16 protein-coding genes are annotated in these 25,267 nt (G+C 43.6%); 11 read left to right on the forward strand and 5 right to left on the reverse strand.

Annotated features, from left to right (window positions below):
• Window positions 1-11 precede the first annotated feature (11 nt).
• Complete coding sequence (locus A4V03_RS10390; protein ID WP_065538844.1) at window positions 12-365, forward strand: type II toxin-antitoxin system RelE/ParE family toxin; 354 nt, start codon at window positions 12-14, stop codon at window positions 363-365.
• Complete coding sequence (locus A4V03_RS10395; protein WP_007752287.1) at window positions 362-652, forward strand: helix-turn-helix transcriptional regulator; 291 nt, start codon at window positions 362-364, stop codon at window positions 650-652. The genes A4V03_RS10390 and A4V03_RS10395 overlap by 4 nt, the downstream gene beginning before the upstream one ends.
• A gap of 94 nt (window positions 653-746) precedes the next feature.
• Here A4V03_RS10395 and A4V03_RS10400 read toward each other — a convergent pair whose 3' ends face one another.
• The 5 genes from A4V03_RS10400 to glmS form a co-directional block, all read right to left on the reverse strand.
• A complete protein-coding gene (locus A4V03_RS10400; protein ID WP_065538845.1) occupies window positions 747-1,793 on the reverse strand; it encodes a mannose-1-phosphate guanylyltransferase in 1,047 nt (348 codons plus the stop codon).
• A 205-nt stretch (window positions 1,794-1,998) separates the two neighbouring features.
• Window positions 1,999-5,226 carry a carbamoyl-phosphate synthase (glutamine-hydrolyzing) large subunit gene (carB, locus tag A4V03_RS10405; RefSeq protein ID WP_065538846.1) on the reverse strand — a complete coding sequence of 1,076 codons (3,228 nt, stop codon included), beginning with the start codon at window positions 5,224-5,226 and terminating at the stop codon, window positions 1,999-2,001.
• A gap of 73 nt (window positions 5,227-5,299) precedes the next feature.
• Complete coding sequence (carA, locus tag A4V03_RS10410; protein WP_065538847.1) at window positions 5,300-6,448, reverse strand: glutamine-hydrolyzing carbamoyl-phosphate synthase small subunit; 1,149 nt, start codon at window positions 6,446-6,448, stop codon at window positions 5,300-5,302.
• A 27-nt stretch (window positions 6,449-6,475) separates the two neighbouring features.
• The gene (locus tag A4V03_RS10415) at window positions 6,476-8,359 is read right to left on the reverse strand and encodes an amidophosphoribosyltransferase (protein WP_065538848.1); all 1,884 of its coding nucleotides are present in this window, start codon (window positions 8,357-8,359) and stop codon (window positions 6,476-6,478) included.
• Between the two features lie 124 nt (window positions 8,360-8,483).
• The gene (gene glmS / locus A4V03_RS10420; protein WP_065538849.1) at window positions 8,484-10,328 is read right to left on the reverse strand and encodes a glutamine--fructose-6-phosphate transaminase (isomerizing); all 1,845 of its coding nucleotides are present in this window, start codon (window positions 10,326-10,328) and stop codon (window positions 8,484-8,486) included.
• Window positions 10,329-10,690: 362 nt separating this feature from the next.
• On the opposite strand from glmS, the gene gltB reads away from it, so the two are divergent.
• From gltB to A4V03_RS10465, 9 genes are all read left to right on the forward strand, one after another.
• On the forward strand, window positions 10,691-15,286 hold the full coding sequence (gene gltB / locus A4V03_RS10425; protein WP_065538850.1) for a glutamate synthase large subunit: 4,596 nt from the start codon (window positions 10,691-10,693) through the stop codon (window positions 15,284-15,286).
• A gap of 121 nt (window positions 15,287-15,407) precedes the next feature.
• A complete protein-coding gene (locus A4V03_RS10430) occupies window positions 15,408-16,748 on the forward strand; it encodes a glutamate synthase subunit beta (protein WP_065538851.1) in 1,341 nt (446 codons plus the stop codon).
• Between the two features lie 214 nt (window positions 16,749-16,962).
• Window positions 16,963-18,630 carry an asparagine synthase B gene (gene asnB / locus A4V03_RS10435; RefSeq protein ID WP_065538852.1) on the forward strand — a complete coding sequence of 556 codons (1,668 nt, stop codon included), beginning with the start codon at window positions 16,963-16,965 and terminating at the stop codon, window positions 18,628-18,630.
• Window positions 18,631-18,854: 224 nt separating this feature from the next.
• Window positions 18,855-19,622, forward strand: a complete 768-nt coding sequence (locus A4V03_RS10440) for a glycerophosphodiester phosphodiesterase family protein (RefSeq protein WP_065538853.1) — start codon at window positions 18,855-18,857, stop codon at window positions 19,620-19,622.
• Window positions 19,623-20,122: 500 nt separating this feature from the next.
• Window positions 20,123-20,938, forward strand: coding sequence for a diaminopimelate epimerase (gene dapF / locus A4V03_RS10445; protein WP_065538854.1), 816 nt, complete (start codon window positions 20,123-20,125; stop codon window positions 20,936-20,938).
• A 36-nt stretch (window positions 20,939-20,974) separates the two neighbouring features.
• Entirely contained in the window at window positions 20,975-22,207 is a 1,233-nt protein-coding gene (locus A4V03_RS10450; protein ID WP_004315728.1) for an LL-diaminopimelate aminotransferase, read from the forward strand.
• Window positions 22,208-22,394: 187 nt separating this feature from the next.
• Window positions 22,395-23,156 (forward strand): hypothetical protein, encoded by a 762-nt coding sequence (locus A4V03_RS10455; RefSeq protein ID WP_065538855.1) that lies wholly within the window; start codon window positions 22,395-22,397, stop codon window positions 23,154-23,156.
• Window positions 23,157-23,304: 148 nt separating this feature from the next.
• Window positions 23,305-23,661: a P-II family nitrogen regulator gene (locus A4V03_RS10460; protein WP_004303701.1), complete on the forward strand. Its 357-nt coding sequence runs from the start codon at window positions 23,305-23,307 to the stop codon at window positions 23,659-23,661.
• A 16-nt stretch (window positions 23,662-23,677) separates the two neighbouring features.
• Complete coding sequence (locus A4V03_RS10465; RefSeq protein ID WP_065538856.1) at window positions 23,678-25,117, forward strand: ammonium transporter; 1,440 nt, start codon at window positions 23,678-23,680, stop codon at window positions 25,115-25,117.
• Window positions 25,118-25,267: the final 150 nt, after the last annotated feature.

Raw genomic sequence — 25,267 nt, forward strand, 5'->3', positions numbered from 1 at the left:
ACCTTTGTAAAATGAAAGTAAGAGAAGTCATAACATATAAAGAATATTTTGATGATTTCTTCAAGAAACAACCACAGAAGGTTCGCGATAAAATCATCAGAGTGCTAGATATTATTGAGCAAATAGACCGAATCCCAACGACATATCTAAAATACATAGAAGGTACTAATGGACTATTTGAGGTTCGCGTGCAACTAGGCAATAATATCTTCCGCATTTTTTGTTTCTTTGACGGTAATAAATTGGTTGTTTTGTTAAGTGGCTTTCAGAAAAAGACACAAAAAACACCACCAGAAGAAATAAAAAGAGCAGAACGGCTTATGACCGACTATTATAAAGAAAAAGAAAAGGAGATTTTAGAATGAATACAAAGACATTAGACCAAATCAAAAATGAGTATTACGGTGAAGTTGGAGCACCGGAACGAGACAGGCTTGAGCGAGAACTTGAGGCTTTGCGCATTGGCTTTAAGATACGAAGTGCCAGAGAAAAATTAGATATGACACAAGCAGAGCTTGCAAGTCGCATTGACAAGAAACGTACATTCATATCAAAAGTCGAAAACGATGGAGAAAATATTACTCTTAAAACATTATTTGATATTGTAGAACGTGGACTTGGTGGAAAATTAAATATCGAAGTGCAATTATAAAAATAATGCCGGAGTGCTTAACTCCGGCTTTCAATTGAATATCAGCTGAATGACAGGAATGATACCATACGAATATCAGCAAACGAGATAATCATTATTTCGAGAACTCTTTAATCCGTTGTTCCTCTTCCAGTTTACAAATCAGTAATGTATTATCTTTCTCTGCGATGATATATCCATCCAGTCCTTGAACAACAACTCGTTTTTCTTCGCTGGCATGCACAATACAATTCTTACTGTCATACAAACGTATATCGGTTCCTACCGTAGCATTTCCCGATTTATCTTGTGGTAAAAGACCGCGAAGTGCTCCCCATGTGCCTAAATCCGACCAGCCGAAAGAAGCCGGTAACACGTAAATTGCCTCCGCTTTTTCCATCACCGCATAGTCGATAGAAATACTTTCGCAAGTCGGGAATAACTTTTTGATTGTTTCATTTTCTTTTTCCGTATAGAAATCCGGGAAAATACGGTCAAAAATCTGTGCGATACCCGGAGCATATACACGCATCACGGAAGTGATAGTACGCACGTTCCACACAAAGATTCCCGCATTCCAGAAGAAATTACCTTCCGCCAAATACTTTTCTGCTGTCTCTTTATCGGGTTTTTCCTTGAATGCGTCTACTGTATAAATTTCTTTATCTGTTTGAAGTTGGTTGGCAGCAGCAATATATCCGTAGCCTGTCTCCGGACGAGTTGGCCGAATACCTATTGTGACAATAGCACTGCTATCATCCGTAAAACGAAGTGCTTTCTCCATCACTCTACGGAACTCGCTCGTATCGATGACTAATGCATCCGAAGGAGTTACTACAATGTTAGCATAGGGATGCTTCTTTTTGATTTTCCAGCAAGCAAACGCGATACAAGGTGCCGTATTTCGTGCACAGGGTTCCGCTAAAATATTACTTTCCGGAATTTCCGGCAACTGCTCCCGAACAATATCAATGTATTTTTCAGAAGTTACCACCCACATATTTTCTCTGGGGCAAACACCATCAAACCGGTCTGCCGTCAATTGAATCAGTGATCGGCCACATCCCATTACATCAATAAATTGTTTAGGACATTCCGGAGTGCTCATCGGCCAGAAACGGCTCCCTATGCCACCAGCCATTATTACAACATGATTATCCATACCTATTATCCTCCTGTAAAAAAAATACTATTTTAAATAAGCGCGCAAGTTACATTAAAATGTCCAAAACAGCAAATAAAGACCAAGAGTATTTAATTTTCCAACTGAATAATCGAAAAATTGTATTTCTACAATAATAAACAAAGGCCGCTCTCGAATAATAAGAACGACCTTTGTCTTTTCATTTCAATAGAATATAATCATTTTATTTATATTCTGCCCAACTCTTGATAGCTATATCATCCACAGTCATCGTACAGAATGCATTGATAAATGCACTAGCCAGACGAGCGTTCGTAATCAACGGAATATTTAAATCGATGGCAGCACGACGGATTTTATACCCATTACTTAATTCTCCGGAAGTCAAGTTCTTCGGTATATTAACTACCATATCTATTTCCTTACTATGAAGCATCTCCAACGCCTGCGGATGTCCCTCTTCACTCGGCCAATAAACATGAGTATTCTCAATACCGCTCTCGGCAAGCGCTTTATGTGTACCGCCCGTTGCAAAGAGTTTATATCCCTTATTCACCAACATACGGGCTGCATCCATCATATCCGCTTTTTGCTTCATGGTACCCGTGGAAAGCAAGATATTCTTCTTCGGAATACGATAGCCTACAGAAAGCATTGCTTTCAATACGGCACAAGAAGTATCCATACCAATACAACCTACTTCACCAGTGGAAGCCATATCTACCCCCAACACCGGATCCGCTTTCTGCAAACGGTTGAAGGAGAACTGTGAAGCCTTGATTCCCACATAGTCCAGTTCGAAAAGATTCTTTTCCGGTTTTTCGACAGGCAGGCCGAGCATAACCTTAGTTGCCAGTTCGATAAAATTAATCTTCAGTACCTTGCTGACAAATGGGAAAGAACGACTGGCACGCAAGTTACATTCAATCACCTTGATATCGTTGTCTTTTGCCAGATACTGAATATTAAACGGACCGGAGATATTCAAAGCCTTGGCAATCTCACGGCTGATACGCTTGATACGGCGAACAGTTTCTACATATAGCTTCTGTGGCGGGAACTGAATAGTCGCGTCACCGGAGTGTACTCCTGCAAATTCGATATGCTCACTAATAGCGTATGCCACAATTTCGCCATTCTGCGCCACAGCATCCATTTCTACTTCCTTGGCATGTTCAATAAACTGACTTACTACTACCGGATGTTTTTTCGAGACATTGGCTGCCAGTTTCAGGAAACGTTCCAGTTCTTCCTGATTGGAACAAACATTCATTGCAGCTCCCGAAAGTACATAAGAAGGACGGACAAGTACAGGAAAACCTACTTCTTCAACAAACTCCTGAATGTCATCCATAGATGTTAATTCACGCCAACGGGGCTGATCTACACCGATACGGTCGAGCATGGCAGAGAATTTCTCACGATCTTCAGCGTTGTCAATGCTCTTGGCACTTGTGCCAAGGATATTGATATGCTGTGCATCCAGACGCAAAGCAAGATTATTTGGAATCTGACCGCCGGTAGATACAATTACCCCATGCGGATTCTCAAGCTCCAGAATATCCATCACACGTTCAAAAGTCAATTCGTCGAAGTACAAGCGATCGCACATATCGTAGTCCGTAGATACGGTTTCAGGATTATAGTTAATCATCACGCTGCGCCATCCTTCTTTACGAATAGTATTCAAAGCCTGCACACCGCACCAGTCAAATTCTACGGAAGAACCGATACGATAAGCACCAGACCCTAATACGACAATGGATTTATGATCGCCCAAATAATGAACATCATTTGCCACGCCGCTATAAGTAAGATACAGATAATTGGTTTGTGCCGGATATTCGGCAGCCAAAGTATCGATCTGCTTCACTACCGGAAGAATACCCGCCTCTTTACGATGTTTGCGGACATAAAGAATACCATCCTCCATATCACCTTCGTAGCCGATGGCACGGGCAACCTGGAAATCAGAGAAACCTTGAACCTTGGCTTTACGAAGCAGTTCGTTTGGCAGATCGGCAATCTGTTTGTGATTATTTCCCCAGCTATGCAGTTCTTCGGAAGTCTGCATGATATTCATCAATTTCTGAAGGAACCATTTATCAATCTTAGTCAGTTCGTGTACCTGATCGATGGTATAGCCGGCACGAAAAGCCTTCGAGATAACAAAAATACGTTTATCAGTCGGGTCGCGCAAAGCCTTGTCAATATCCTGAATAACCAGCTCCTTGTTTTCTACAAAACCATGCATCCCCTGTCCTATCATGCGGAGCCCTTTCTGAATCGCTTCTTCAAACGTGCGTCCGATAGCCATCACCTCACCGACAGATTTCATAGAAGATCCCAATTCTTTATCTACACCGTGGAATTTACCCAAATCCCAACGTGGAATCTTACATACAACATAATCCAGTGCCGGTTCGAAGAAAGCAGAAGTAGTCTTTGTTACAGAGTTCTTCAGGTCGAAGAGTCCGTAACCCAGTCCCAATTTGGCCGCAACGAAAGCCAGCGGATAACCCGTTGCCTTAGATGCCAAAGCCGATGAGCGGGAAAGACGGGCATTTACTTCAATCACCCGATAATCTTCGGATTCGGGGTCGAAGGCATATTGTACATTACATTCGCCCACAATACCGATGTGGCGGATGATACGTATTGCCAGTTCCCGGAGTTTATGATATTCTTTGTTCGTAAGCGTTTGTGACGGAGCAATAACGATAGATTCACCGGTATGAATACCCAGAGGGTCGAAGTTTTCCATATTACAAACGGTGATACAGTTGTCGAAACGGTCACGTACCACTTCATATTCCACTTCTTTCCAACCACGAAGTGATTTCTCCACCAATACCTGCGGAGAGAAAGAGAACGCTTTTTCTACAAGAATATCCAGTTGCTCTTCGTTATCACAGAAACCGGAGCCCAAACCACCCAAAGCGTAAGCAGCACGAACAATTACCGGATAACCCAGTTCTTTTGCTGCGCGACGCGCAGCTTCCACATTTTCTACGGCTTCACTCTTAATGGTCTTTACATTGATTTCATTCAATTTCTGAACGAAAAGTTCACGATCCTCGGTATCCATAATGGCCTGTACCGGAGTACCAAGTACTTTTACATTATATTTTTCAAGAATACCTTCCTTATACAATGCCACTCCACAGTTCAAGGCTGTCTGACCACCGAACGCCAGCATAATGCCTTCCGGTTTTTCTTTCTGAATCACTTTCTCTACGAAATACGGAGTCACCGGGAGGAAGTAGATTTGATCCGCCACTCCTTCGGACGTTTGTACCGTAGCAATATTAGGATTGATAAGAATCGTTTCAATGCCTTCTTCTTTCAAGGCTTTGAGTGCCTGCGAACCGGAATAGTCAAACTCACCGGCCTCACCGATCTTCAGGGCACCGGAACCCAACAGCAATACTTTCTTTATATTTTCTTTCATTGATTCTACTTTCTGGTTCACCACAGATTACACAGATTAACACAGATTTTTTATAATCCGTGATGAATATGGGTTATAATAGTTTTACAAATTCGTCGAACAGGAATTCCGTATCCGTAGGTCCACTCGCTGCTTCCGGATGGAATTGTGCAGAAAACCAAGGGTTTCTTTTATGCTTGATTCCTTCGTTAGAGCCATCATTCATATTAATAAATAACGGTTCCCAATCTGCACTCAACGTTTTATTGTCTACGGCATAACCGTGATTTTGCGAAGTGATGAAGCAACGTTCAGTGCCTACCATACGCACCGGTTGGTTATGGCTACGGTGACCGTATTTCAATTTATAAATCTTGGCTCCTCCCGCTTTTGAAAGCAGTTGGTTACCCATGCAGATTCCGAAGATAGGCAGTTTCTCGTTTGACATTGCCTTACGGATATTCTGCACCGCGGCATCACAAGTATCCGGGTCACCCGGTCCGTTAGAAATAAACAGTCCGTCAAATTCGAGTCCGTTATAATCATAATCCCAAGGAACACGAATCACCTCAACATTACGTTTCAGCAGACAACGAATGATATTAGTCTTCACACCGCAATCTACCAAAACCACTTTCTTAAGTTGTGAGTTAAAACTTGAAAGTTGAGAGTTGAGTTGCTCAATAGGAGTCGTTAATGGGAAAGAATGGGAGGTTCCGTCGGGAAGATAAGAGGTTATTTCTTTGCAGCTTACTCTGTCTACATAATTAATACTTTCATAATCTTCCATGTTCAATTCTTCATTCTCAACTTCATCGAAAACGATTTTCCCCATCATTACTCCATGTTCACGAAGAACTTTCGTCAACTCGCGTGTGTCAATGCCCGTGATACCAGGAACCTTTTCGCGTTTCAACCAATCACCGAGGCTCTCCACAGCATTCCAATGGCTGTATTCATAAGAATAGTCACTTACGATAATCGCTTCCGCGTGGATCTTCTCACTTTCCATGAAAGTGGCAAGTCCATTCGGCTCGATAGTAAAAGGAGGAACACCGTAGTTACCTACCAAAGGATAGGTAAGCGTCATCAACTGTCCGGCGTATGAAGGGTCAGTGAGGCTCTCCGGATATCCGGTCATGGCAGTATTAAACACTACTTCGCCCGCCACCGGCTTCTCGTAGCCAAACGACTTACCGGAAAACCGGCTCCCGTCGTCAAGGATTAATGTCACATTTCTCATTCTTATTATTGAATCGTTGTATGGTTGTTAGAATTGATACATTTGTTCTATATAGTCGATGAACGCCCGGTTCACCATTTTCACACCACCCGGTGTAGGGTAGTTACCGCTAAAATACCAGTCGCCTTTATGATGCGGACAAGCCTCGTGCAATCCCTCCAACGGTTGATAGACGATTTCCACTTTCGCCTTGGTTCCCTTGGGTGTCAGCAGTTCTACCATTTTGGCAGAGATTTCCTCATCAGTGAACGGAGCATAAATGTCTTTCACATAGTTTACCATCTGCTCTTTCGGCAGTCCTACCTGCTCTTTCGATTTACGGTAGGCGGCCGCAATCACATCTTTCATATCCCGTTCCTTTAAAAGTTCTACAGCAGCCCTGAAGGCGATAAACTCGCTCATCTTTGCCATATCAATACCGTAATAGTCAGGATAACGCACCTGCGGAGAAGAAGATACGATGACAATCTTCTTCGGACCGAGACGGTCGAGAATACCGATAATACTTTGTTTCAGCGTAGTGCCACGCACAATGCTGTCATCGATAATCACCAAATTATCGACACCGGGTACAAGACTTCCGTATGTAATATCATACACATGGGCAGCCAAATCATTACGGCTGTTTCCTTCGGCGATGAACGTACGGAGCTTAATATCCTTGATTGCCACCTTTTCGCTACGAATACGACGGGAAAGAATAACTTCTAACTCCTCCATATTCGGGTTATGCCCCAATGCAGCGATCTGCTGCACTTTCTCCTCATTCAAGTAATCATCCAGTCCCTGCAACATTCCGTAGAAAGCAACCTCCGCAGTGTTAGGAATAAAAGAGAAGACCGTATGATCGATGTCATTATTGATTGCTTTCAATATTCTCGGAACCAACTTTTCGCCCAGCCGTTTTCTTTCTTTATAAATATCAACATCACTGCCACGGGAGAAATAGATACGTTCGAAAGAACAAGCCTGATTTTCACGCGGCTTATTGATTTGCGAAGTACGTATCTTACCCTCTTTGCTAATCAGCAATGCCTGCCCCGGTTGCAGTTCCTTGATTTCCTCAAACGGAACATTCAAAGCTGTCTGGATAACCGGACGTTCGGAAGCAAGAACAGCTATCTCGTCATCCTGATACCAAAATGCAGGCCGGATGCCCCACGGGTCACGGATAGCGAAAGATTCACCGCTTCCGGTCAATCCGCAAATAACATACCCCCCATCCCATTCGCGACTGGAAGTACGCAGTACGTTTGCCAAATCAATATGTTCTTCTATATAATGCGTGATGCCCATGCCCGTAAGCCCTTCGGCTTCGGCAAGATTGAATACACGCTCCACTTCACGGTCCAGACGGTGTCCCACCTGTTCCAACATGATATATGTATCGGCATATTTACGCGGATGCTGACCAATGGCAGTGATACGGGCAAATATTTCATCCACATTCGTCATATTGAAGTTTCCGCAAAGAGCGAGATTCTTGGCACGCCAGTTATTTCTTCTTAAGAATGGATGCACGTATGAGATTCCGGATTTTCCCGTAGTGGAGTAACGAAGATGCCCCATATATACTTCCCCGGCAAAAGGCAGGAGTCGTTTGGCATACGCAGCATCATGCAACTGTTCGGGAGTGAGCTCCTTAAAATTGTTTTGAACATTTTCAAAAATCTCCGTAATAGCTCCGGAGCCTAAAGCACGTTCACGAAACATATATTCTTCACCCGGATTTGCTTCCAGTTTCACACATGCCAGCCCCGCACCTTCCTGTCCACGATTATGTTGTTTCTCCATCAACAGGTAGAGCTTATTAAGACCGTACATCCATGTTCCGTACTTTTTCTCGTAATACTCCAACGGTTTAAGCAAGCGTATCATGGCAACGCCACATTCATGTTTCAATTGTTCCATCTATACTATTTACGATTTGACGATTTACTATTTACTATTTAAATTACCACTGTCAATCAAACAACTTACTATCTATCATTGATTCTTCAATCGTAAATAGTAAATTGTCTAATTGTAAATCACATTACTCCACCGTTACCGACTTCGCCAGATTTCTCGGCTGGTCTACATCCATCCCCTTACATACCGCAATATGATAAGCAAGAAGCTGGAGAGGTACCGTCGTAATTAACGGATCGAGACATTCTATTGTTTCAGGAAGTTCGATACTACAATCGGCAATCTTGCTGATAACCGTATCTCCCTTCGTAACGAACGCAATCACTTTTCCCTTCCTCGCCTTGATCTCCTGAATATTACTTAGCACTTTTTCGTACAGTCCATTCTGCGTCGCAATCACCACTACCGGCATTTCCGCGTCAATCAAGGCAATCGGTCCGTGCTTCATCTCGGCAGCCGGATAACCTTCGGCGTGAATATAAGATATTTCTTTCAATTTCAATGCACCTTCCAAGGCAACAGGATAACTATATCCGCGTCCCAGGTAAATAAAGTTATGTGCATACGTGAAAGTTTTCGATAATTCTGCCAGGGTATCATTCAGTTTCAGCACTTCTTTCATCTTCTCCGGAATATGATTTAATTCCTGTACAATTGAAAGATAATGCCGTTCGTCAATTGTTCCTTTCGCTTTGGCAAGCGTCAATGCCAGCATTGCCAACACAGTGACCTGTCCGGTAAACGCTTTGGTGGAAGCGACTCCGATTTCCGGACCTACGTGGATATACGAACCGGTGTGAGTGGCACGGGGAATAGAAGACCCGATAGCATTGCAAATACCATATATAAATGCTCCGCGGCTTTTTGCCAATTCTACAGCAGCCAAAGTATCCGCAGTCTCACCGCTTTGGGAGATTGCTATCACTACATCCTGTCCGTCAATCACCGGATCACGGTAACGGAATTCGGAAGCATACTCCACTTCCACCGGTATGCGGCAGAAACTTTCAATCAAATGCTTACCAATCAGTCCGGCATGCCAAGAAGTTCCGCAGGCAACGATAATAAACCGCTTGGCATTCAGCAGCTTTTCCCGATGATCGATCACAGCGGAAAGTACCACATTGTCTGCTTCCACATTGATACGTCCGCGCATACAATCATGAATACAATCGGGCTGTTCGAAAATCTCTTTCAACATAAAATGCGGATATCCCCCTTTTTCCAGCTGGCCGAGATTAAGCTCCACCCTTTTAATTTCAGGTGTCATTTCAACATTACTCAAGTTGACCACCTTCAATTCTTTTCCCAGATGGAGAACAGCTATTTCTCCGTCTTCCAGATAAACCACCTTATCTGTATATTCTACAATCGGAGTGGCATCCGAAGCAAGGAAGAACTCGTCCGCTCCAATCCCCACTACCAGCGGGCTACTCTTACGGGCAGCAATAATCTCATTGGGATGCTCTTTATCAAGAATCGCAATCGCATAGGCACCAATCACTTCTCCCAACGCCAATTGAACGGCTGTCAGCAAACTGACTTGATTAGTGACTTTCATGTATTCTATTAATTGAACAAGGACTTCGGTATCTGTACTACTTTTAAAAATATAGCCTTTGGCTTGAAGTTTTTCTTTGAGAACGGCGTAGTTTTCAATAATACCGTTATGAATGAGAGCGAGCTTTTCGGAAGAAGAGTAATGAGGGTGGGCGTTAGCGGAACAAGGTTCCCCGTGAGTAGCCCAACGAGTATGGGCAATTCCGATTGTACCGGAAATATCTTTTTGTGTGACGAAATTTTCAAGATCGGAGACTTTTCCTTTCGTCTTATACACATTTAACTGTCGGTCATCACTGATGATTGCTACCCCCGCGCTATCATATCCACGATACTCCAGTCGCTTCAGCCCTTTTATAAGGATAGGGTAGGCTTTTCGTTTACCAATATAGCCTACTATTCCACACATATTATGATATTTTTATTTCGACTGCAAATATACACATTACAAATAACATAAAGACAACAAAAGGCATATTTATTTGACAGAAACGCATAAAAAAGTTGCAAACACATCAAAAAGTTAAATAATATATTATTTTTAGCTCAAAAAGAAATAAATTACAATTAACCCACTATTAACTCAAAAGAGCTAACAAATTAAAAGTAAATCCCCTTCTTTTAATTACAAATTAGAAGAAGACAGGCTCTCCTTTTAATTTCGAGTTACAGAAAAGTTACATTTTACTATCATTTTGAAATCAAACAACTAACTTTGCCAAACAAATTAACACTTCAATTAGGTGTTATCATACAATAAAGCTAGTAAGAATGAAGAAACAAGAACTTTTTAACAACGTAACAGAAGGATCCCCTTACCAACGACAGCCCAAACAGATGGGCTTGTACAATGCGGCATACGAACACGATGCCTGCGGTGTTGGTATGCTGGTAAACATTCATGGAGAAAAGTCACACGACATTGTTGAGTCGGCTTTAAAGGTATTAGAGAACATGCGCCACCGCGGCGCCGAAGGTGCGGATAACAAAACCGGCGACGGTGCAGGTATCATGTTGCAAATTCCGCATGAGTTTATTTTATTGCAAGGTATTCCTGTACCCGAAAAAGGACGGTACGGCACAGGATTGTTATTTTTGCCGAAAAATGAAAAAGACCAGGCAGCCATTTTAAGTATCATTATTGAAGAAATTGAAAAAGAAGGACTCACATTGATGCATCTGCGCAATGTGCCCACCTGCCCTGAAATTCTAGGAGAATCCGCTCTGGCAAACGAACCAGACATCAAGCAAGTATTCATCACCGGATTTACGGAAACGGAAACTGCCGACCGGAAGTTATATCTGATCCGGAAAAGAATCGAGAATAAGGTCAGACTGTCATCCATTCCGACAAAGGACGATTTTTATATTGTTTCGCTTTCTACAAAAAGCATTATATATAAAGGTATGCTTTCGTCGTTGCAACTGCGCAACTACTATCCGGACCTGACGAATAGCTATTTTACCAGCGGACTGGCACTGGTGCACTCCCGTTTCAGTACCAACACATTCCCTACATGGGGATTGGCACAACCATTCCGCCTTCTGGCACACAACGGTGAAATCAACACGATCCGTGGTAACCGCGGATGGATGGAAGCCCGCGAAAGCGTACTCTCCACTCCTACCTTGGGTGACATAAAAGAACTTCGCCCGATTATACAACCGGGCATGAGCGACAGTGCTTCCCTGGATAATGTACTGGAGTTCCTGGTGATGTCGGGGTTGAGCCTGCCACACGCTATGGCTATGCTCGTGCCGGAATCTTTCAACGAAAAGAATCCCATCAGCGAAGATCTGAAATCATTCTACGAATACCATTCTATTCTGATGGAACCGTGGGACGGACCGGCTGCACTTCTCTTCAGTGACGGACGATTTGCCGGAGGTATGCTCGACCGTAACGGTCTGCGCCCTGCCCGTTATCTGATTACTAAAAACGATATGATGGTAGTGGCTTCGGAAGTCGGTGTGATGGATTTCGAACCGGGAGACATCAAAGAAAAAGGCCGCTTACAGCCCGGTAAGATTTTGCTAGTAGATACGGAAAAAGGTGAAATTTATTATGATGGCGAACTGAAAAAACAGTTGGCTGAAGCCAAACCTTACCGCACCTGGTTGTCTACGAACCGAATCGAACTGGATGAACTGAAGAGCGGACGCAAAGTACCTCATCATGTAGAAAACTACGACTGTATGCTTCGCACTTTCGGCTACTCCAAAGAGGATATCGAAAAACTGATTATGCCGATGGCAAGCACCGGAGCAGAACCGATCCATTCAATGGGTAATGATACTCCGTTAGCTGTACTTTCGGATAAGCCGCAATTGCTTTACAACTATTTCCGGCAGCAATTTGCACAAGTGACCAATCCTCCCATCGACCCGCTCCGCGAAGAACTGGTGATGTCATTAACAGAATACATCGGGGCAGTCGGCATGAATATTCTGACACCCAGCGAGAGTCATTGCAAAATGGTCCGCCTGAATCATCCGATTTTGAGCAACACACAACTGGATATTCTTTGTAATATCCGCTATAAAGGCTTCAAAACGGTCAAACTGCCCATGTTATTTGAAGCAGCGAAAGGGAAAGCCGGATTGCAGGAGGCACTGAACAGCCTCTGTAAAATGGCGGAAGAATCTGTGACGGAAGGCGTAAACTACATTGTCCTGACCGACCGTGACGTAGATATTACCCATGCCGCTATTCCTTCATTGCTGGCGGTAAGCGCCGTTCATCACCACCTGATTTCAGTCGGCAAACGTGTACAAACAGCATTGATTGTAGAAAGCGGTGAAATACGTGAGGTGATGCACGCTGCGTTATTACTGGGGTTCGGAGCAAGTGCCCTGAATCCTTACATGGCATTCGCCGTTCTCGACCGCTTGGTTAAAGACAGGGATATTCAGTTGGATTATGCTACTGCTGAAAAGAATTATATCAAATCCATCTGCAAAGGCTTGTTTAAAATCATGAGTAAAATGGGAATCTCTACCATCCGCTCTTATCGTGGCGCAAAGATCTTCGAAGCTGTCGGTTTGAGCGAAGAATTGAGTAAGACCTATTTCGGTGGACTCGGTTCGCCCATCGGAGGTATTCGTCTAGAAGAAATAGCTAGAGATGCCATTGCTTTCCATGAGGAAGGATTTGAAAAAATCAGAAATGGAAATGAAGAAACACAGAGTAATTCTCCATCTTCTACTTCCAACTTTCCATTATTAAAAAACAACGGTTTGTATGCCTTCCGCAAAGACGGAGAAAAGCACGCATGGAATCCGGAAACAATCAGTACGCTGCAATTGGCTACACGGCTGGGGAGTTACAAGAAATTTAAAGAATACACTCATCTGGTAGACGAAAAAGAGAAGCCTATTTTCCTTCGTGACTTCCTGGGATTCCGTCGTAATCCGATTTCGATCGATCAGGTAGAACCGGTGGAAAACATTCTGCATCGTTTCGTCACGGGAGCCATGTCTTTTGGTTCTATCAGCAAAGAGGCTCATGAGGCAATGGCTATTGCCATGAATAGAATTCACGGACGCAGTAATACCGGTGAAGGTGGCGAGGACGCTGCCCGTTTCCAACCGCTACCCGATGGCAGTTCCTTACGAAGTGCAATCAAGCAGGTGGCTTCCGGACGTTTCGGTGTAACGGCAGAATATCTGGTTAATGCGGATGAGATTCAGATTAAGATAGCACAGGGGGCAAAGCCGGGTGAAGGCGGACAACTTCCGGGATTTAAAGTGAATGATGTGATTGCAAAAACACGCCATTCCATTCCGGGAATTTCACTGATTTCTCCCCCACCTCATCATGATATTTATTCGATTGAGGATTTGGCACAATTAATCTTCGATCTGAAAAATGTAAATCCACAGGCTAAAATCAGTGTGAAACTGGTAGCAGAAAGCGGTGTCGGTACAATTGCCGCCGGGGTGGCAAAAGCAAAGGCAGACCTGATTGTCATCTCCGGTGCTGAAGGGGGCACAGGTGCTTCTCCGGCTTCTTCTATCCGTTATGCGGGCATCTCACCGGAATTGGGATTGAGCGAGACACAACAAACATTGGTTTTGAACGGACTTCGTGGTCAAGTAGTTCTGCAAGCCGACGGACAACTGAAAACCGGACGTGACATCATCTTAATGGCACTAATGGGTGCTGAAGAATATGGCTTCGCCACCTCGGCATTGATTGTATTAGGATGTGTAATGATGCGCAAATGCCATCAGAATACTTGTCCGGTGGGAGTTGCCACACAGAATGAGGAATTACGTAAACGCTTTCATGGGCGTAGTGAATATTTGGTAAATTTCTTCACATTCCTAGCGCAGGAGGTCCGCGAGCATTTGGCCGAAATGGGATTCACCAGAATGGATGATATTATCGGGCGCACAGACTTGATCGAACGCAAATCCGTTGTCAACGACCCGAATCCGAAACATGCGTTAATCGACTTCACCAAATTGCTGGCACGCATTGATAACAACGCGGCTATCCGCCATGTCATCGATCAGGATCACGGTGTTTCTACTGTAAAGGATGTAACCCTCATTGATGCGGCACAGGAAGCTATTGAACATGAGAAAGAGATTTCTTTAGAATATACGATTGCCAATACAGACCGTGCAATAGGTGCGATGCTATCCGGAGTGATTGCCAAGAAATACGGTGCCAAAGGATTGCCGGAACATACGCTGAATGTGAAGTTCAAAGGCTCGGCAGGTCAGTCTTTCGGGGCTTTCCTCGTACCGGGAGTTAACTTTAAACTGGAAGGTGAAGCAAACGATTATCTGGGTAAAGGATTGAGCGGCGGACGCATCTCCGTATTGCCTCCTATCCGTAGCAACTTCGAAGCCGAAAAGAATACAATTGCCGGTAATACCTTACTTTATGGAGCAACAAGCGGTGAAGTATATATCAACGGGCGTGTAGGAGAACGTTTCGCAGTTCGTAACTCCGGTGCAGTTGCCGTAGTGGAAGGTGTGGGCGACCATTGTTGCGAATACATGACAGGAGGTCGTGTGGTAGTCCTCGGGCAAACCGGACGTAACTTTGCAGCTGGTATGAGTGGTGGTGTGGCTTATGTATGGAACAAGGATGGTAACTTCGATTATTTCTGCAACATGGAAATGGTGGAACTATCACTCATCGAAGAAGCCAGCTACCGGAAAGAACTACACGAACTAATCCGCCAACATTATCTGTACACAGGCTCAAAACTAGCCCGTACCATGCTTGACAACTGGAATCATTATGCAGACCAGTTCATCCAAGTAGTACCCATCGAATACAAAAAAGTATTGCAGGAGGAACAGATGAGAAAATTACAACAAAAAATTGCAGACATGCAAAGAGACTATTAGATTTACAATTTGACTATTTACAATTTACTATTTGAATGTATAGTCTGTAAATAGTCAAATAGCAAATGACATGATAGTCTATAAATAGTAAATAGTAAATCGTCAAATAGTAAATAACAAGATGGGAGATCCTAAAGCATTTCTAAATATACCTCGACAAGAGGCGGGATACCGCCCTGTAAACGAGCGAATCGCTGACTATAGTCAGGTAGAACAGACTTTGAATACAAACAGCCGTAAATTGCAGGCGTCACGCTGCATGGATTGCGGTGTACCTTTCTGTCATTGGGCATGCCCGATAGGAAATAAACAACCGGAATGGCAGGATGCATTATACAGGGGAAAATGGAAGGAGGCATACGAAGTATTGTCGTCTACTTGTGATTTTCCGGAATTTACGGGACGTATTTGTCCTGCTCTTTGCGAGAAATCGTGTGTGTTGAAACTTTCCTGCGATCAGCCGGTGACTATTCGCGAGAATGAAGCAGCTATCGTGGAAGCGGCTTTTCGTGAAGGATATATACAGGTAAAGACACCGAGAAGAAACGGAAAGAAAGTGGCGGTGATTGGTGCGGGTCCTGCCGGATTGGTGGTGGCTAATCAGCTGAATTTAAAAGGATATAGCGTTACTTTATTCGATAAGGATGAAGCGCCCGGAGGGTTATTACGGTTCGGTATTCCTAATTTCAAACTGGATAAGAATGTGATTGACCGACGGATGAAGATATTGGCTGCAGAAGGAATACAGTTTGAAATGGGAGTAGAAATAGACGTCAATCATTTACCGGAAGGATTCGACGCTTACTGCATCTGTACCGGAACGCCGACTGCACGTGATTTGAGTATTCCGGGACGTGAACTGAAAGGCATCCATTTCGCACTTGAAATGCTGGCACAGCAGAACAGGATTCTGGCAGGACAGACTTTCCCAAAAGATAAATTGGTGAATGCCAAAGGCAAAAAAGTACTTGTGATAGGTGGCGGAGATACCGGTTCCGACTGCATCGGAACCAGTGTGAGACAGGGAGCCGCCAGTGTCACTCAAATCGAAATCATGCCGAAACCTCCTGTCGGCTACAATCCGGCTACTCCTTGGCCACAATGGCCGGCAGTCTTCAAAACGACTTCCAGCCATGAAGAAGGTTGTACACGCCGCTGGTGCCTGGCTTCCAATCAGTTCCTCGGAAAGAATGGGAAAGTGACAGGTGTAGAAGTGGAAGAAGTGGAATGGATTCCAGCAGCAGACGGCGGACGTCCCACGATGAAACCAACAGGGAAGAAGGAAGTCATCGAAGCTGATATGGTATTATTGGCGATGGGATTCCTGAAACCGGAGCAACCGAAATTTGCAAAGAATGTATTCCTAGCCGGTGATGCCGAGACTGGTGCCAGCCTGGTGGTACGCGCCATGGCGGGAGGACGAAAGGCTGCTGCGGAAATAGATGCTTATCTAATACAATAAGTTTTGCAACAGTGTACAACAAGAAGCTCGATTGCTATTACCGATTCGTTCCATATCTGTGGAACTAAAGGATAACAGATATGGAACTAAAGGGAAACAGTTGTGGAACTAAACGATAACAATTATGGAACGAATTAAGAATAGCTAGTCAGCTTCTTAGAAATAGCGAATAAACAATCAACAGATTACATTACCCCCTCTAAAAATTAAAGTTATGTGTGGAATAGCAGGTATACTCAACATCAAAGTTCAAACGAAAGAACTAAGAGATAAAGCACTGAAAATGGCCCAGAAGATCCGTCATCGCGGACCGGACTGGAGCGGAATCTATGTAGGCGGAAGTGCCATCCTGGCACACGAACGTCTTTCTATTGTCGACCCGCAGAGTGGCGGACAACCGTTATACTCTCCCGATCGTAAGCAGGTGCTCGCCGTCAACGGTGAGATTTACAATCACCGTGATATTCGCGCTAAATATGCGGGAAAATATAACTTTCAGACTGGAAGTGACTGTGAGGTAATTCTTGCCCTTTACAAAGATAAAGGCATCCATTTTTTGGAAGATATCAGCGGTATCTTCGCTTTCGTGCTTTATGATGAGGAAAAGGATGAATTTCTGATTGCCCGCGATCCGATAGGGGTTATTCCTTTATATATAGGAAAAGATAAAGAGGGAAAAATCTACTTCGGCAGCGAGTTGAAAGCTCTCGAAGGATTTTGTGACGAATATGAAGTATTCCTTCCCGGACATTATTTCTATAGTAAAGAGGGAAAAATGAAACGTTGGTATTCGCGCGACTGGACAGAATATGAAACCGTCAAAGAGAATGATGCACAAACCGAGGATGTGAAAGTGGCATTGGAAGAGGCTGTGCACCGCCAGTTAATGAGTGACGTACCGTATGGAGTGTTGCTTTCGGGCGGGTTGGATAGTTCCGTTATCTCTGCCATTGCCAAAAAATATGCGGCAAAACGTATAGAAACAGACGGTGCAAGCGATGCGTGGTGGCCTCAACTCCACTCTTTCGCCATCGGTCTAAAGGGCGCGCCCGATTTGATTAAAGCGCGTGAGGTAGCCGAATATATCGGTACCGTCCATCATGAGATCAACTACACCGTTCAGGAGGGGCTGGACGCCCTGCGTGATGTTATTTATTTCATCGAGACGTATGATGTAACTACCGTACGCGCTTCCACTCCCATGTATTTATTGGCGCGTGTCATTAAATCAATGGGGATCAAAATGGTGTTGAGCGGTGAAGGTGCCGATGAAGTTTTCGGGGGGTATCTGTATTTCCACAAGGCCCCTACTCCACAGGCATTTCACGAAGAAACAGTACGTAAACTTTCAAAGTTGCACATGTACGATTGCCTCCGTGCCAATAAAAGTTTGTCAGCATGGGGAGTAGAAGGACGCGTCCCTTTCCTTGATAAAGAATTTCTCGACGTGGCAATGAACCTGAACCCGAAAGCTAAAATGTGCCCCGGAAAAAACATCGAGAAACGAATTGTTCGCGAAGCCTTTGCCGATATGTTACCGGAAAGTGTGGCTTGGAGACAGAAAGAGCAGTTCAGTGACGGTGTAGGATATTCATGGATTGACACATTGAGAGAGATCACAGCAGCTGCCGTGAGCGATGAGCAAATGGAACATGCTGCCGAACGTTTCCCCATCAATACGCCACAAAACAAAGAAGAGTACTACTATCGTAGCATTTTCGAAGAGCATTTCCCCAGTGAAAGTGCAGCACGCACCGTCCCCAGTGTTCCGAGTGTAGCCTGCTCCACAGCAGAAGCTCTGGCATGGGATATCGCTTTCAGAAATCTGAACGAACCTAGCGGACGTGCAGTGAAAGGAATACATGAAGAGGCTTATACCTGATTAATAGAAGAGTGACAAACTCCTTTTGTGCAAACTATCAGACGCGTCCGGAGAATGTTTTTATGACAGACAGTTTTATTTTTGACACTCTTTTGTTACATTTCTATTCTAAAATCCCAAGAATTAACGCAGATTAGCATATTATCGGCTGATTTGCGTTATCTTTTTTATAATTTTGAGGCCAAACCCAATTAAATCTATCAAACTTTTAAAAGACCAAACAAATGAATTTAAAAAAAATGATGATGGCTTCTGCCCTTCTAATGGCTGCTTGCTGTATGCAGGCACAGACAAAAGTGATAGCTCACCGTGGTTTCTGGAAAATTCCGGGATCATCGCAGAACAGTATTTCATCACTTCTAAAAGCAGATTCCATCGGTTGTTACGGTTCAGAATTTGACGTATGGATCGCGAAGGATAACAAATTAGTGGTTAACCATGATCCCGTATATAAGATGAGGCCGATGGAATATTCCAAAAGTAATGCACTGACCGGACTTAAATTATCCAACGGAGAGAACTTACCCAGCCTAGAACAGTATCTGGAAACCGGAAAAAACTGTAAAACCCAATTGATTCTCGAGCTGAAAGCACATAGCAATAAAAAACGTGAAACCAAAGCCGTACAAGGAATCGTTGCCATGGTAAAGAAAATGGGACTGGAAAACCGTATGGAATATATCACGTTCTCTCTACATGCCATGAAAGAGTTTATCCGTCTGGCTCCTGCCGGTACTCCGGTATATTACCTTAACGGGGAACTGTCTCCCAAAGAGCTGAAAGAACTGGGTGCTGCCGGTCTGGACTATCACATGGGAGTGATTAAGAAACACCCCGAATGGATCAAAGAAGCTCACAACCTTGGCTTGAAAGTTAACGTATGGACAGTAGACGAAGTAGAAGATATGAAATGGCTGATCGAACAAAAGGTAGATTTCATCACCACTAACGAGCCGATCATCTTACAGGAAGAACTTAAAAAACTTCAATAAGAAAAAATATTCACATATTAAAGAATTTAATATCTGGCTTTAAGGAAACGAAATCTTCCTTTAAAAGAAACAGATTGTTTCTCGGTGTCAAACGGGTGTTTCCTTTAATAGGAAACACCCGTTTCTTTAAATGAAAAATACTCTTCAAAACATTACGCGAACAATATGATAGAGAAATAAGGATTCCCACTTTCATATCGTCAAAAGAAAAAAGATATATTTCTTGTTTTTATAACTGGTTTTATGGATTATCAGGACTAAATATTCTTCATATATTATGAAAGAATATGCAAGGCAATTCGTTCAAATAACAGTTTGTTAATATATGAATATATATAATTCTAATTTATAACTAAACATAGCTGCATAAAAGGCAATTATAAGCTCACAAAAAATTAATAGAGATTAGACATACTTTTCAATAAAATATAAATCAAAAAGTCATATCTTTGCATTGCAATAAGACAAAAGGATACAACAATCAATAAATACCAATCAAAATGACAACAATAATTAAATTCACTAAAATGCATGGAGCAGGAAATGACTACATATATGTAGACACGACCAGATATCCGATAGCAGACCCTGAAAAGAAAGCGATCGAATGGAGCAAGTTTCATACAGGAATCGGAAGCGATGGACTTATATTGATTGGTGTCTCTGATAAAGCAGATTTCAGTATGCGTATTTTCAATGCCGACGGTTCGGAAGCAATGATGTGTGGCAATGGTAGCCGCTGCGTAGGCAAATATGTATATGAATACGGATTGACTGATAAAACAGAAATAACTTTGGATACACTATCGGGAATTAAAATTCTGAAATTGCAGGTAGAGGGAAAAACAGTCAATACAGTCACCGTAGATATGGGCAGTCCACAAGAAACAGGAGAGATTGATTGGAGAAAGAAATATCCTTTCCAATCTACTAAAGTATCAATGGGTAATCCACATCTCGTCACATTTGTTGATGACATTACCCGAATTAATCTGCCGGAAATCGGTCCTGAACTGGAGAATCATCCTCTCTTTCCCGACAGAACGAATGTAGAGTTTGCACAGATCGTCGGTAAAGACACCATACGGATGAGAGTATGGGAAAGAGGATCGGGAATTACTCAAGCTTGCGGGACAGGTGCCTGCGCCACAGCAGTAGCCGCCTTCATCAACGGACTTGCAGGAAGAAAAAGTGATGTGATAATGGATGGAGGAACAGTTACCATCGAATGGGATGAAACCTCCGGACATATATTAATGACCGGACCGGCAACCAAGGTTTTCGATGGGGAAATTGTTGAAGAAATGGAGAGTTGAGAATGGAGAGTAATAGAAACTTAAAACAATAACAATATGGCATTAGTAAACGAGCATTTTTTAAAATTACCGGGAAGTTATTTATTCTCGGATATAGCGAAAAAGGTAAATACTTTCAGGATAACGCATCCCAAACAGGACATCATCCGGCTAGGTATCGGCGACGTTACGCAGCCACTTCCTCCAGCCTGTATAGAAGCAATGCATAAAGCGGTAGAAGAACTGGCCGGCAAAGATACATTCCGCGGATATGGTCCTGAACAGGGATATGATTTTCTGATTGAAGCAATCATAAAGAACGATTTCGCTCCACGCGGGATCCATTTCTCGGCATCCGAGATTTTTGTCAGTGACGGGGCTAAAAGCGATACCGGAAATATAGGTGATATTCTTCGCCACGACAATAGCGTAGGTGTTACAGATCCCATTTATCCGGTTTACATAGACAGTAACGTTATGTGCGGACGCGCCGGAGTACTGGAAGAAGAAACGGGTAAATGGAGCAACGTTACTTATATGCCTTGCACAAGTGAGAACAACTTTATCCCGGAAATTCCGGACAAACGGATAGACATCGTTTATCTCTGTTATCCGAACAACCCGACAGGGACCACCTTAACCAAACCGGAACTGAAAAAGTGGGTGGACTATGCCTTGGCAAACGATACACTGATTCTGTTCGATGCCGCTTACGAGGCATATATCCAAGACGAGAATGTCCCCCACTCTATCTATGAGATTAAGGGAGCTAAAAAGTGCGCGATTGAATTCCGCAGTTTTTCAAAAACGGCAGGATTTACAGGAGTACGCTGCGGATATACCGTGGTTCCGAAAGAGCTCACTGCCGCCACTCTGGAAGGCGATCGCATACCACTCAACAGATTGTGGAACCGCCGCCAGTGTACTAAGTTTAACGGCACTTCTTATATTACCCAACGGGCAGCAGAAGCCGTTTACAGTGCAGAAGGCAAGGCACAGATTAAGAAAACAATCGACTATTATATGACCAACGCAAAAATCATGAAGGAAGGACTGGAAGCCACAGGACTGAAAGTATACGGCGGCGTCAACGCTCCCTACTTGTGGGTGAAAACTCCGAACGGACTTTCTTCATGGCGATTCTTCGAACAGATGTTGTATGAAGCCAATGTGGTCGGTACTCCCGGTGTAGGTTTCGGGCCAAGCGGTGAAGGGTATATCCGCTTAACTGCGTTCGGCGAACGCAACGACTGTATCGAAGCGATGAGAAGAATAAAGAACTGGCTCTGACTGAATGAATAATGGATAGCGGGAAATAGAAAGTTCAACATGCCCCCATTAAACGAACATCATCATTCCTGCAGGATCAGTTATCCATAATCAGTTATCTATAAAAAACGATAGTATTTTGCGCGCTACTATAATAACAAATGGACCGTACATCCACATTTTTCTAACTTTTAAAGGTAAAAAGACGATGAAAACGACGATTAACAACAAATTGGGGGTAATAACAGTAGCATTATTACTGTCAGGACTTGTCCCGTCTACGATGATGGCACAAGATAAGGTAGAAGCTTCCGTTGGGGCAGATTTGGTAAGTGGTTACATCTGGCGCGGTCAGAAATTAGGTGGAGTTAGCGTCCAGCCTTCACTGGGAATCTCTTACAAAGGTTTATCACTCGGAGCATGGGGATCAGTGGGAATTGAATCCAAAGATGCAAAAGAGTTTGATTTAACTCTCGGTTATTCAATTGGTGGATTTAGTGTTTCAATAACGGATTATTGGTTTGATAAAACATATACAGGAGATGTAGACGAATACGGAAAGGAGATTTATACAACCAATAAGTATTTCCAATATGGAGCCTATTCTACAGCACATGTATTTGAAGCACAAGTGGGATATGATTTCGGTCCGCTAGCCGTCAACTGGTACACAAACTTTGCAGGTGCCGACGGTGTGAAAGAAAACGGCAAAAGAGCTTATTCTTCTTACCTCGCACTTAGCGCACCTTTCAAATTGGGAGGTCTCGACTGGACAATAGATTTAGGTATGGTTCCCTGGGAAACAACTTTTTATAATGGCTATACCAGTGGATTCTGCGTAACAGACATCAGTCTCGGAGCATCCAAGGAGATTAAAATCACAGATTCCTTCTCTGTACCGACATTTGCCAAAGTAACAGTGAACCCACGCACTGAAGGAGCCTACTTTGCTTTCGGACTAAGTTTTTAAGAGAGAGAATTCACAATACAAAGAGCGTATAGGGATTAGAAAAGGTAGTTAGAGTTTAGATTTTATCGGTTTGTTGTATGGTAACCTGCTATGGCTGCCGCTACCCTATACCTCTTTCTTTTACAGGACACACTAATATTTAAGGTATATGAAAAAGATTGAAGCTATTATCCGTAAAACCAAATTCGAGGACGTAAAAGACGCCCTACTCGAAGCGGACATCGAATGGTTCTCTTATTACGATGTAAGAGGCATTGGAAAAGCACGGCAAGGACGTATCTACCGTGGCGTAGTATATGACACCAGCACCATTGAACGAATTTTGATCTCTATTGTCGTACGCGACAAGAATACCGAGAAAACAGTGCAGGCTATCATCAAAGCTGCACAAACCGGAGAAATCGGTGACGGACGTATTTTCGTCATTCCTATCGAAGACGCTATCCGCATACGCACTGCCGAACGTGGTGACATAGCCCTCTACAATGCAGAACAAGAACGTTAAATAAGATTATACTATTATGGATACAAAATATAAAAGCCATAGCTTCGTAAAGCTGTGGATAGCCACTACTATATTCATTTTGTGCTGTTTTACTGCTGATATGTCGGCACAAAACACGGCCGCTGCCGATACAGTTGCAGCAGTTACAGAAACAATTACCGAAGTCGTTACCGCTCCTGCCGAAGAAGCATCAGCAGCTCCCGATACGGTTGGTGAATTAGCTCTTGGATTGAATACTGTATGGATGTTGCTTGCAGCAATGCTCGTGTTCTTCATGCAGCCGGGATTTGCATTAGTAGAAGCAGGTTTTACCAGAGTGAAAAATACTGCCAACATTCTGATGAAGAACTTTGTAGACTTCATGTTCGGCTCTTTACTATACTGGTTTATCGGTTTCGGATTGATGTTCGGCGCAGGCGGATTCATCGGGATGCCCCACTTCTTCGACCTTTCTTTCATTGACAATGGTTTGCCAACCGAAGGATTCCTCATATTCCAAACCGTATTCTGTGCGACAGCAGCTACAATTGTATCAGGAGCCATGGCAGAACGTACCAAATTCTCCATGTATATCGTCTACAGCATCTTTATCAGTGTACTGATTTATCCGATATCCGGCCACTGGACATGGGGCGGAGGCTGGTTGATGAACAGTGAAGAAGGTTCTTTCATGATGAGTCTCTTCGGAACTACCTTCCATGACTTTGCCGGTTCTACGGTCGTTCACTCTGTAGGTGGATGGATTGCTTTGGTAGGTGCTGCCATTCTTGGTCCCCGTATCGGTAAATATAGTAAAGACGGCAAATCAAAAGCTATCCCAGGCCATAGCCTGACTATTGCCGCACTAGGCGTATTCATTCTTTGGTTCGGATGGTTCGGATTCAACCCCGGTTCTCAATTGGCAGCAGCAACCGAAGCCGATGCTATCGCCATCTCCCACGTATTCCTGACAACGAATCTGGCTGCTTGTGCCGGTGGTTTCTTCGCTTTGTTGGTGAGCTGGATGAAATATGGAAAACCTTCCCTGTCATTGACGCTGAATGGTATCTTGGCAGGGCTGGTAGGCATCACAGCTGGATGTGACGCAGTATCCCCCGCAGGAGCAGCCTTAATAGGTGCAATATGTGGTGTCGTAATGATATTCTCCGTTGACTTCATTGACAAGGTGTTAAAGATAGACGATCCGGTAGGTGCATCTTCTGTACATGGTGTTTGTGGCTTTTTAGGAACTATCCTTACAGGTTTGTTCTCCACCAGTGAAGGTTTATTCTATGGCTACGGTTTCGGATTCCTCGGTGCACAAATATTCGGAGCATTGGTAGTAGGTGCATGGGCAGCAGGCATGGGATTCATCATTTTCAAAACGCTTGATAAGATTCACGGACTTCGCGTTCCGGCACGTATCGAAGAAGAAGGTCTTGATATTTACGAACACGGAGAATCTGCTTACAACTAATTTAGTGATGAACGGTCTAGTGATTAGTGAAAGACAGCTACACACAACTTACTACTAATCACTACCCCGCTAATCACAGAAAAAACTTCCGGACAGGTTTGATCGCCTTTCCGGGAACCACATAACAAAGTAATTATTTACTCTAACATA

The organism is Bacteroides caecimuris (genome assembly GCF_001688725.2).
GTDB lineage: Bacteria > Bacteroidota > Bacteroidia > Bacteroidales > Bacteroidaceae > Bacteroides > Bacteroides caecimuris.

Bases quoted from the DNA above. Each gene is read 5' to 3' on its own strand.
- A4V03_RS10450 (WP_004315728.1), top strand. From the start codon at position 20,975: ATGGCATTAGTAAACGAGCATTTTTTAAAATTACCGGGAAGTTATTTA.
- A4V03_RS10465 (WP_065538856.1), top strand. From the start codon at position 23,678: ATGGATACAAAATATAAAAGCCATAGCTTCGTAAAGCTGTGGATAGCC.
- A4V03_RS10455 (WP_065538855.1), top strand. From the start codon at position 22,395: ATGAAAACGACGATTAACAACAAATTGGGGGTAATAACAGTAGCATTA.
- A4V03_RS10430 (WP_065538851.1), top strand. From the start codon at position 15,408: ATGGGAGATCCTAAAGCATTTCTAAATATACCTCGACAAGAGGCGGGA.
- glmS (WP_065538849.1), bottom strand. From the start codon at position 10,328: ATGTGTGGAATAGTAGGCTATATTGGTAAACGAAAAGCCTACCCTATC.
- carA (WP_065538847.1), bottom strand. From the start codon at position 6,448: ATGAGAAATGTGACATTAATCCTTGACGACGGGAGCCGGTTTTCCGGT.
- A4V03_RS10395 (WP_007752287.1), top strand. From the start codon at position 362: ATGAATACAAAGACATTAGACCAAATCAAAAATGAGTATTACGGTGAA.
- A4V03_RS10400 (WP_065538845.1), bottom strand. From the start codon at position 1,793: ATGGATAATCATGTTGTAATAATGGCTGGTGGCATAGGGAGCCGTTTC.
- asnB (WP_065538852.1), top strand. From the start codon at position 16,963: ATGTGTGGAATAGCAGGTATACTCAACATCAAAGTTCAAACGAAAGAA.
- A4V03_RS10415 (WP_065538848.1), bottom strand. From the start codon at position 8,359: ATGGAACAATTGAAACATGAATGTGGCGTTGCCATGATACGCTTGCTT.
- gltB (WP_065538850.1), top strand. From the start codon at position 10,691: ATGAAGAAACAAGAACTTTTTAACAACGTAACAGAAGGATCCCCTTAC.
- A4V03_RS10460 (WP_004303701.1), top strand. From the start codon at position 23,305: ATGAAAAAGATTGAAGCTATTATCCGTAAAACCAAATTCGAGGACGTA.
- A4V03_RS10390 (WP_065538844.1), top strand. From the start codon at position 12: ATGAAAGTAAGAGAAGTCATAACATATAAAGAATATTTTGATGATTTC.
- carB (WP_065538846.1), bottom strand. From the start codon at position 5,226: ATGAAAGAAAATATAAAGAAAGTATTGCTGTTGGGTTCCGGTGCCCTG.
- A4V03_RS10440 (WP_065538853.1), top strand. From the start codon at position 18,855: ATGAATTTAAAAAAAATGATGATGGCTTCTGCCCTTCTAATGGCTGCT.
- dapF (WP_065538854.1), top strand. From the start codon at position 20,123: ATGACAACAATAATTAAATTCACTAAAATGCATGGAGCAGGAAATGAC.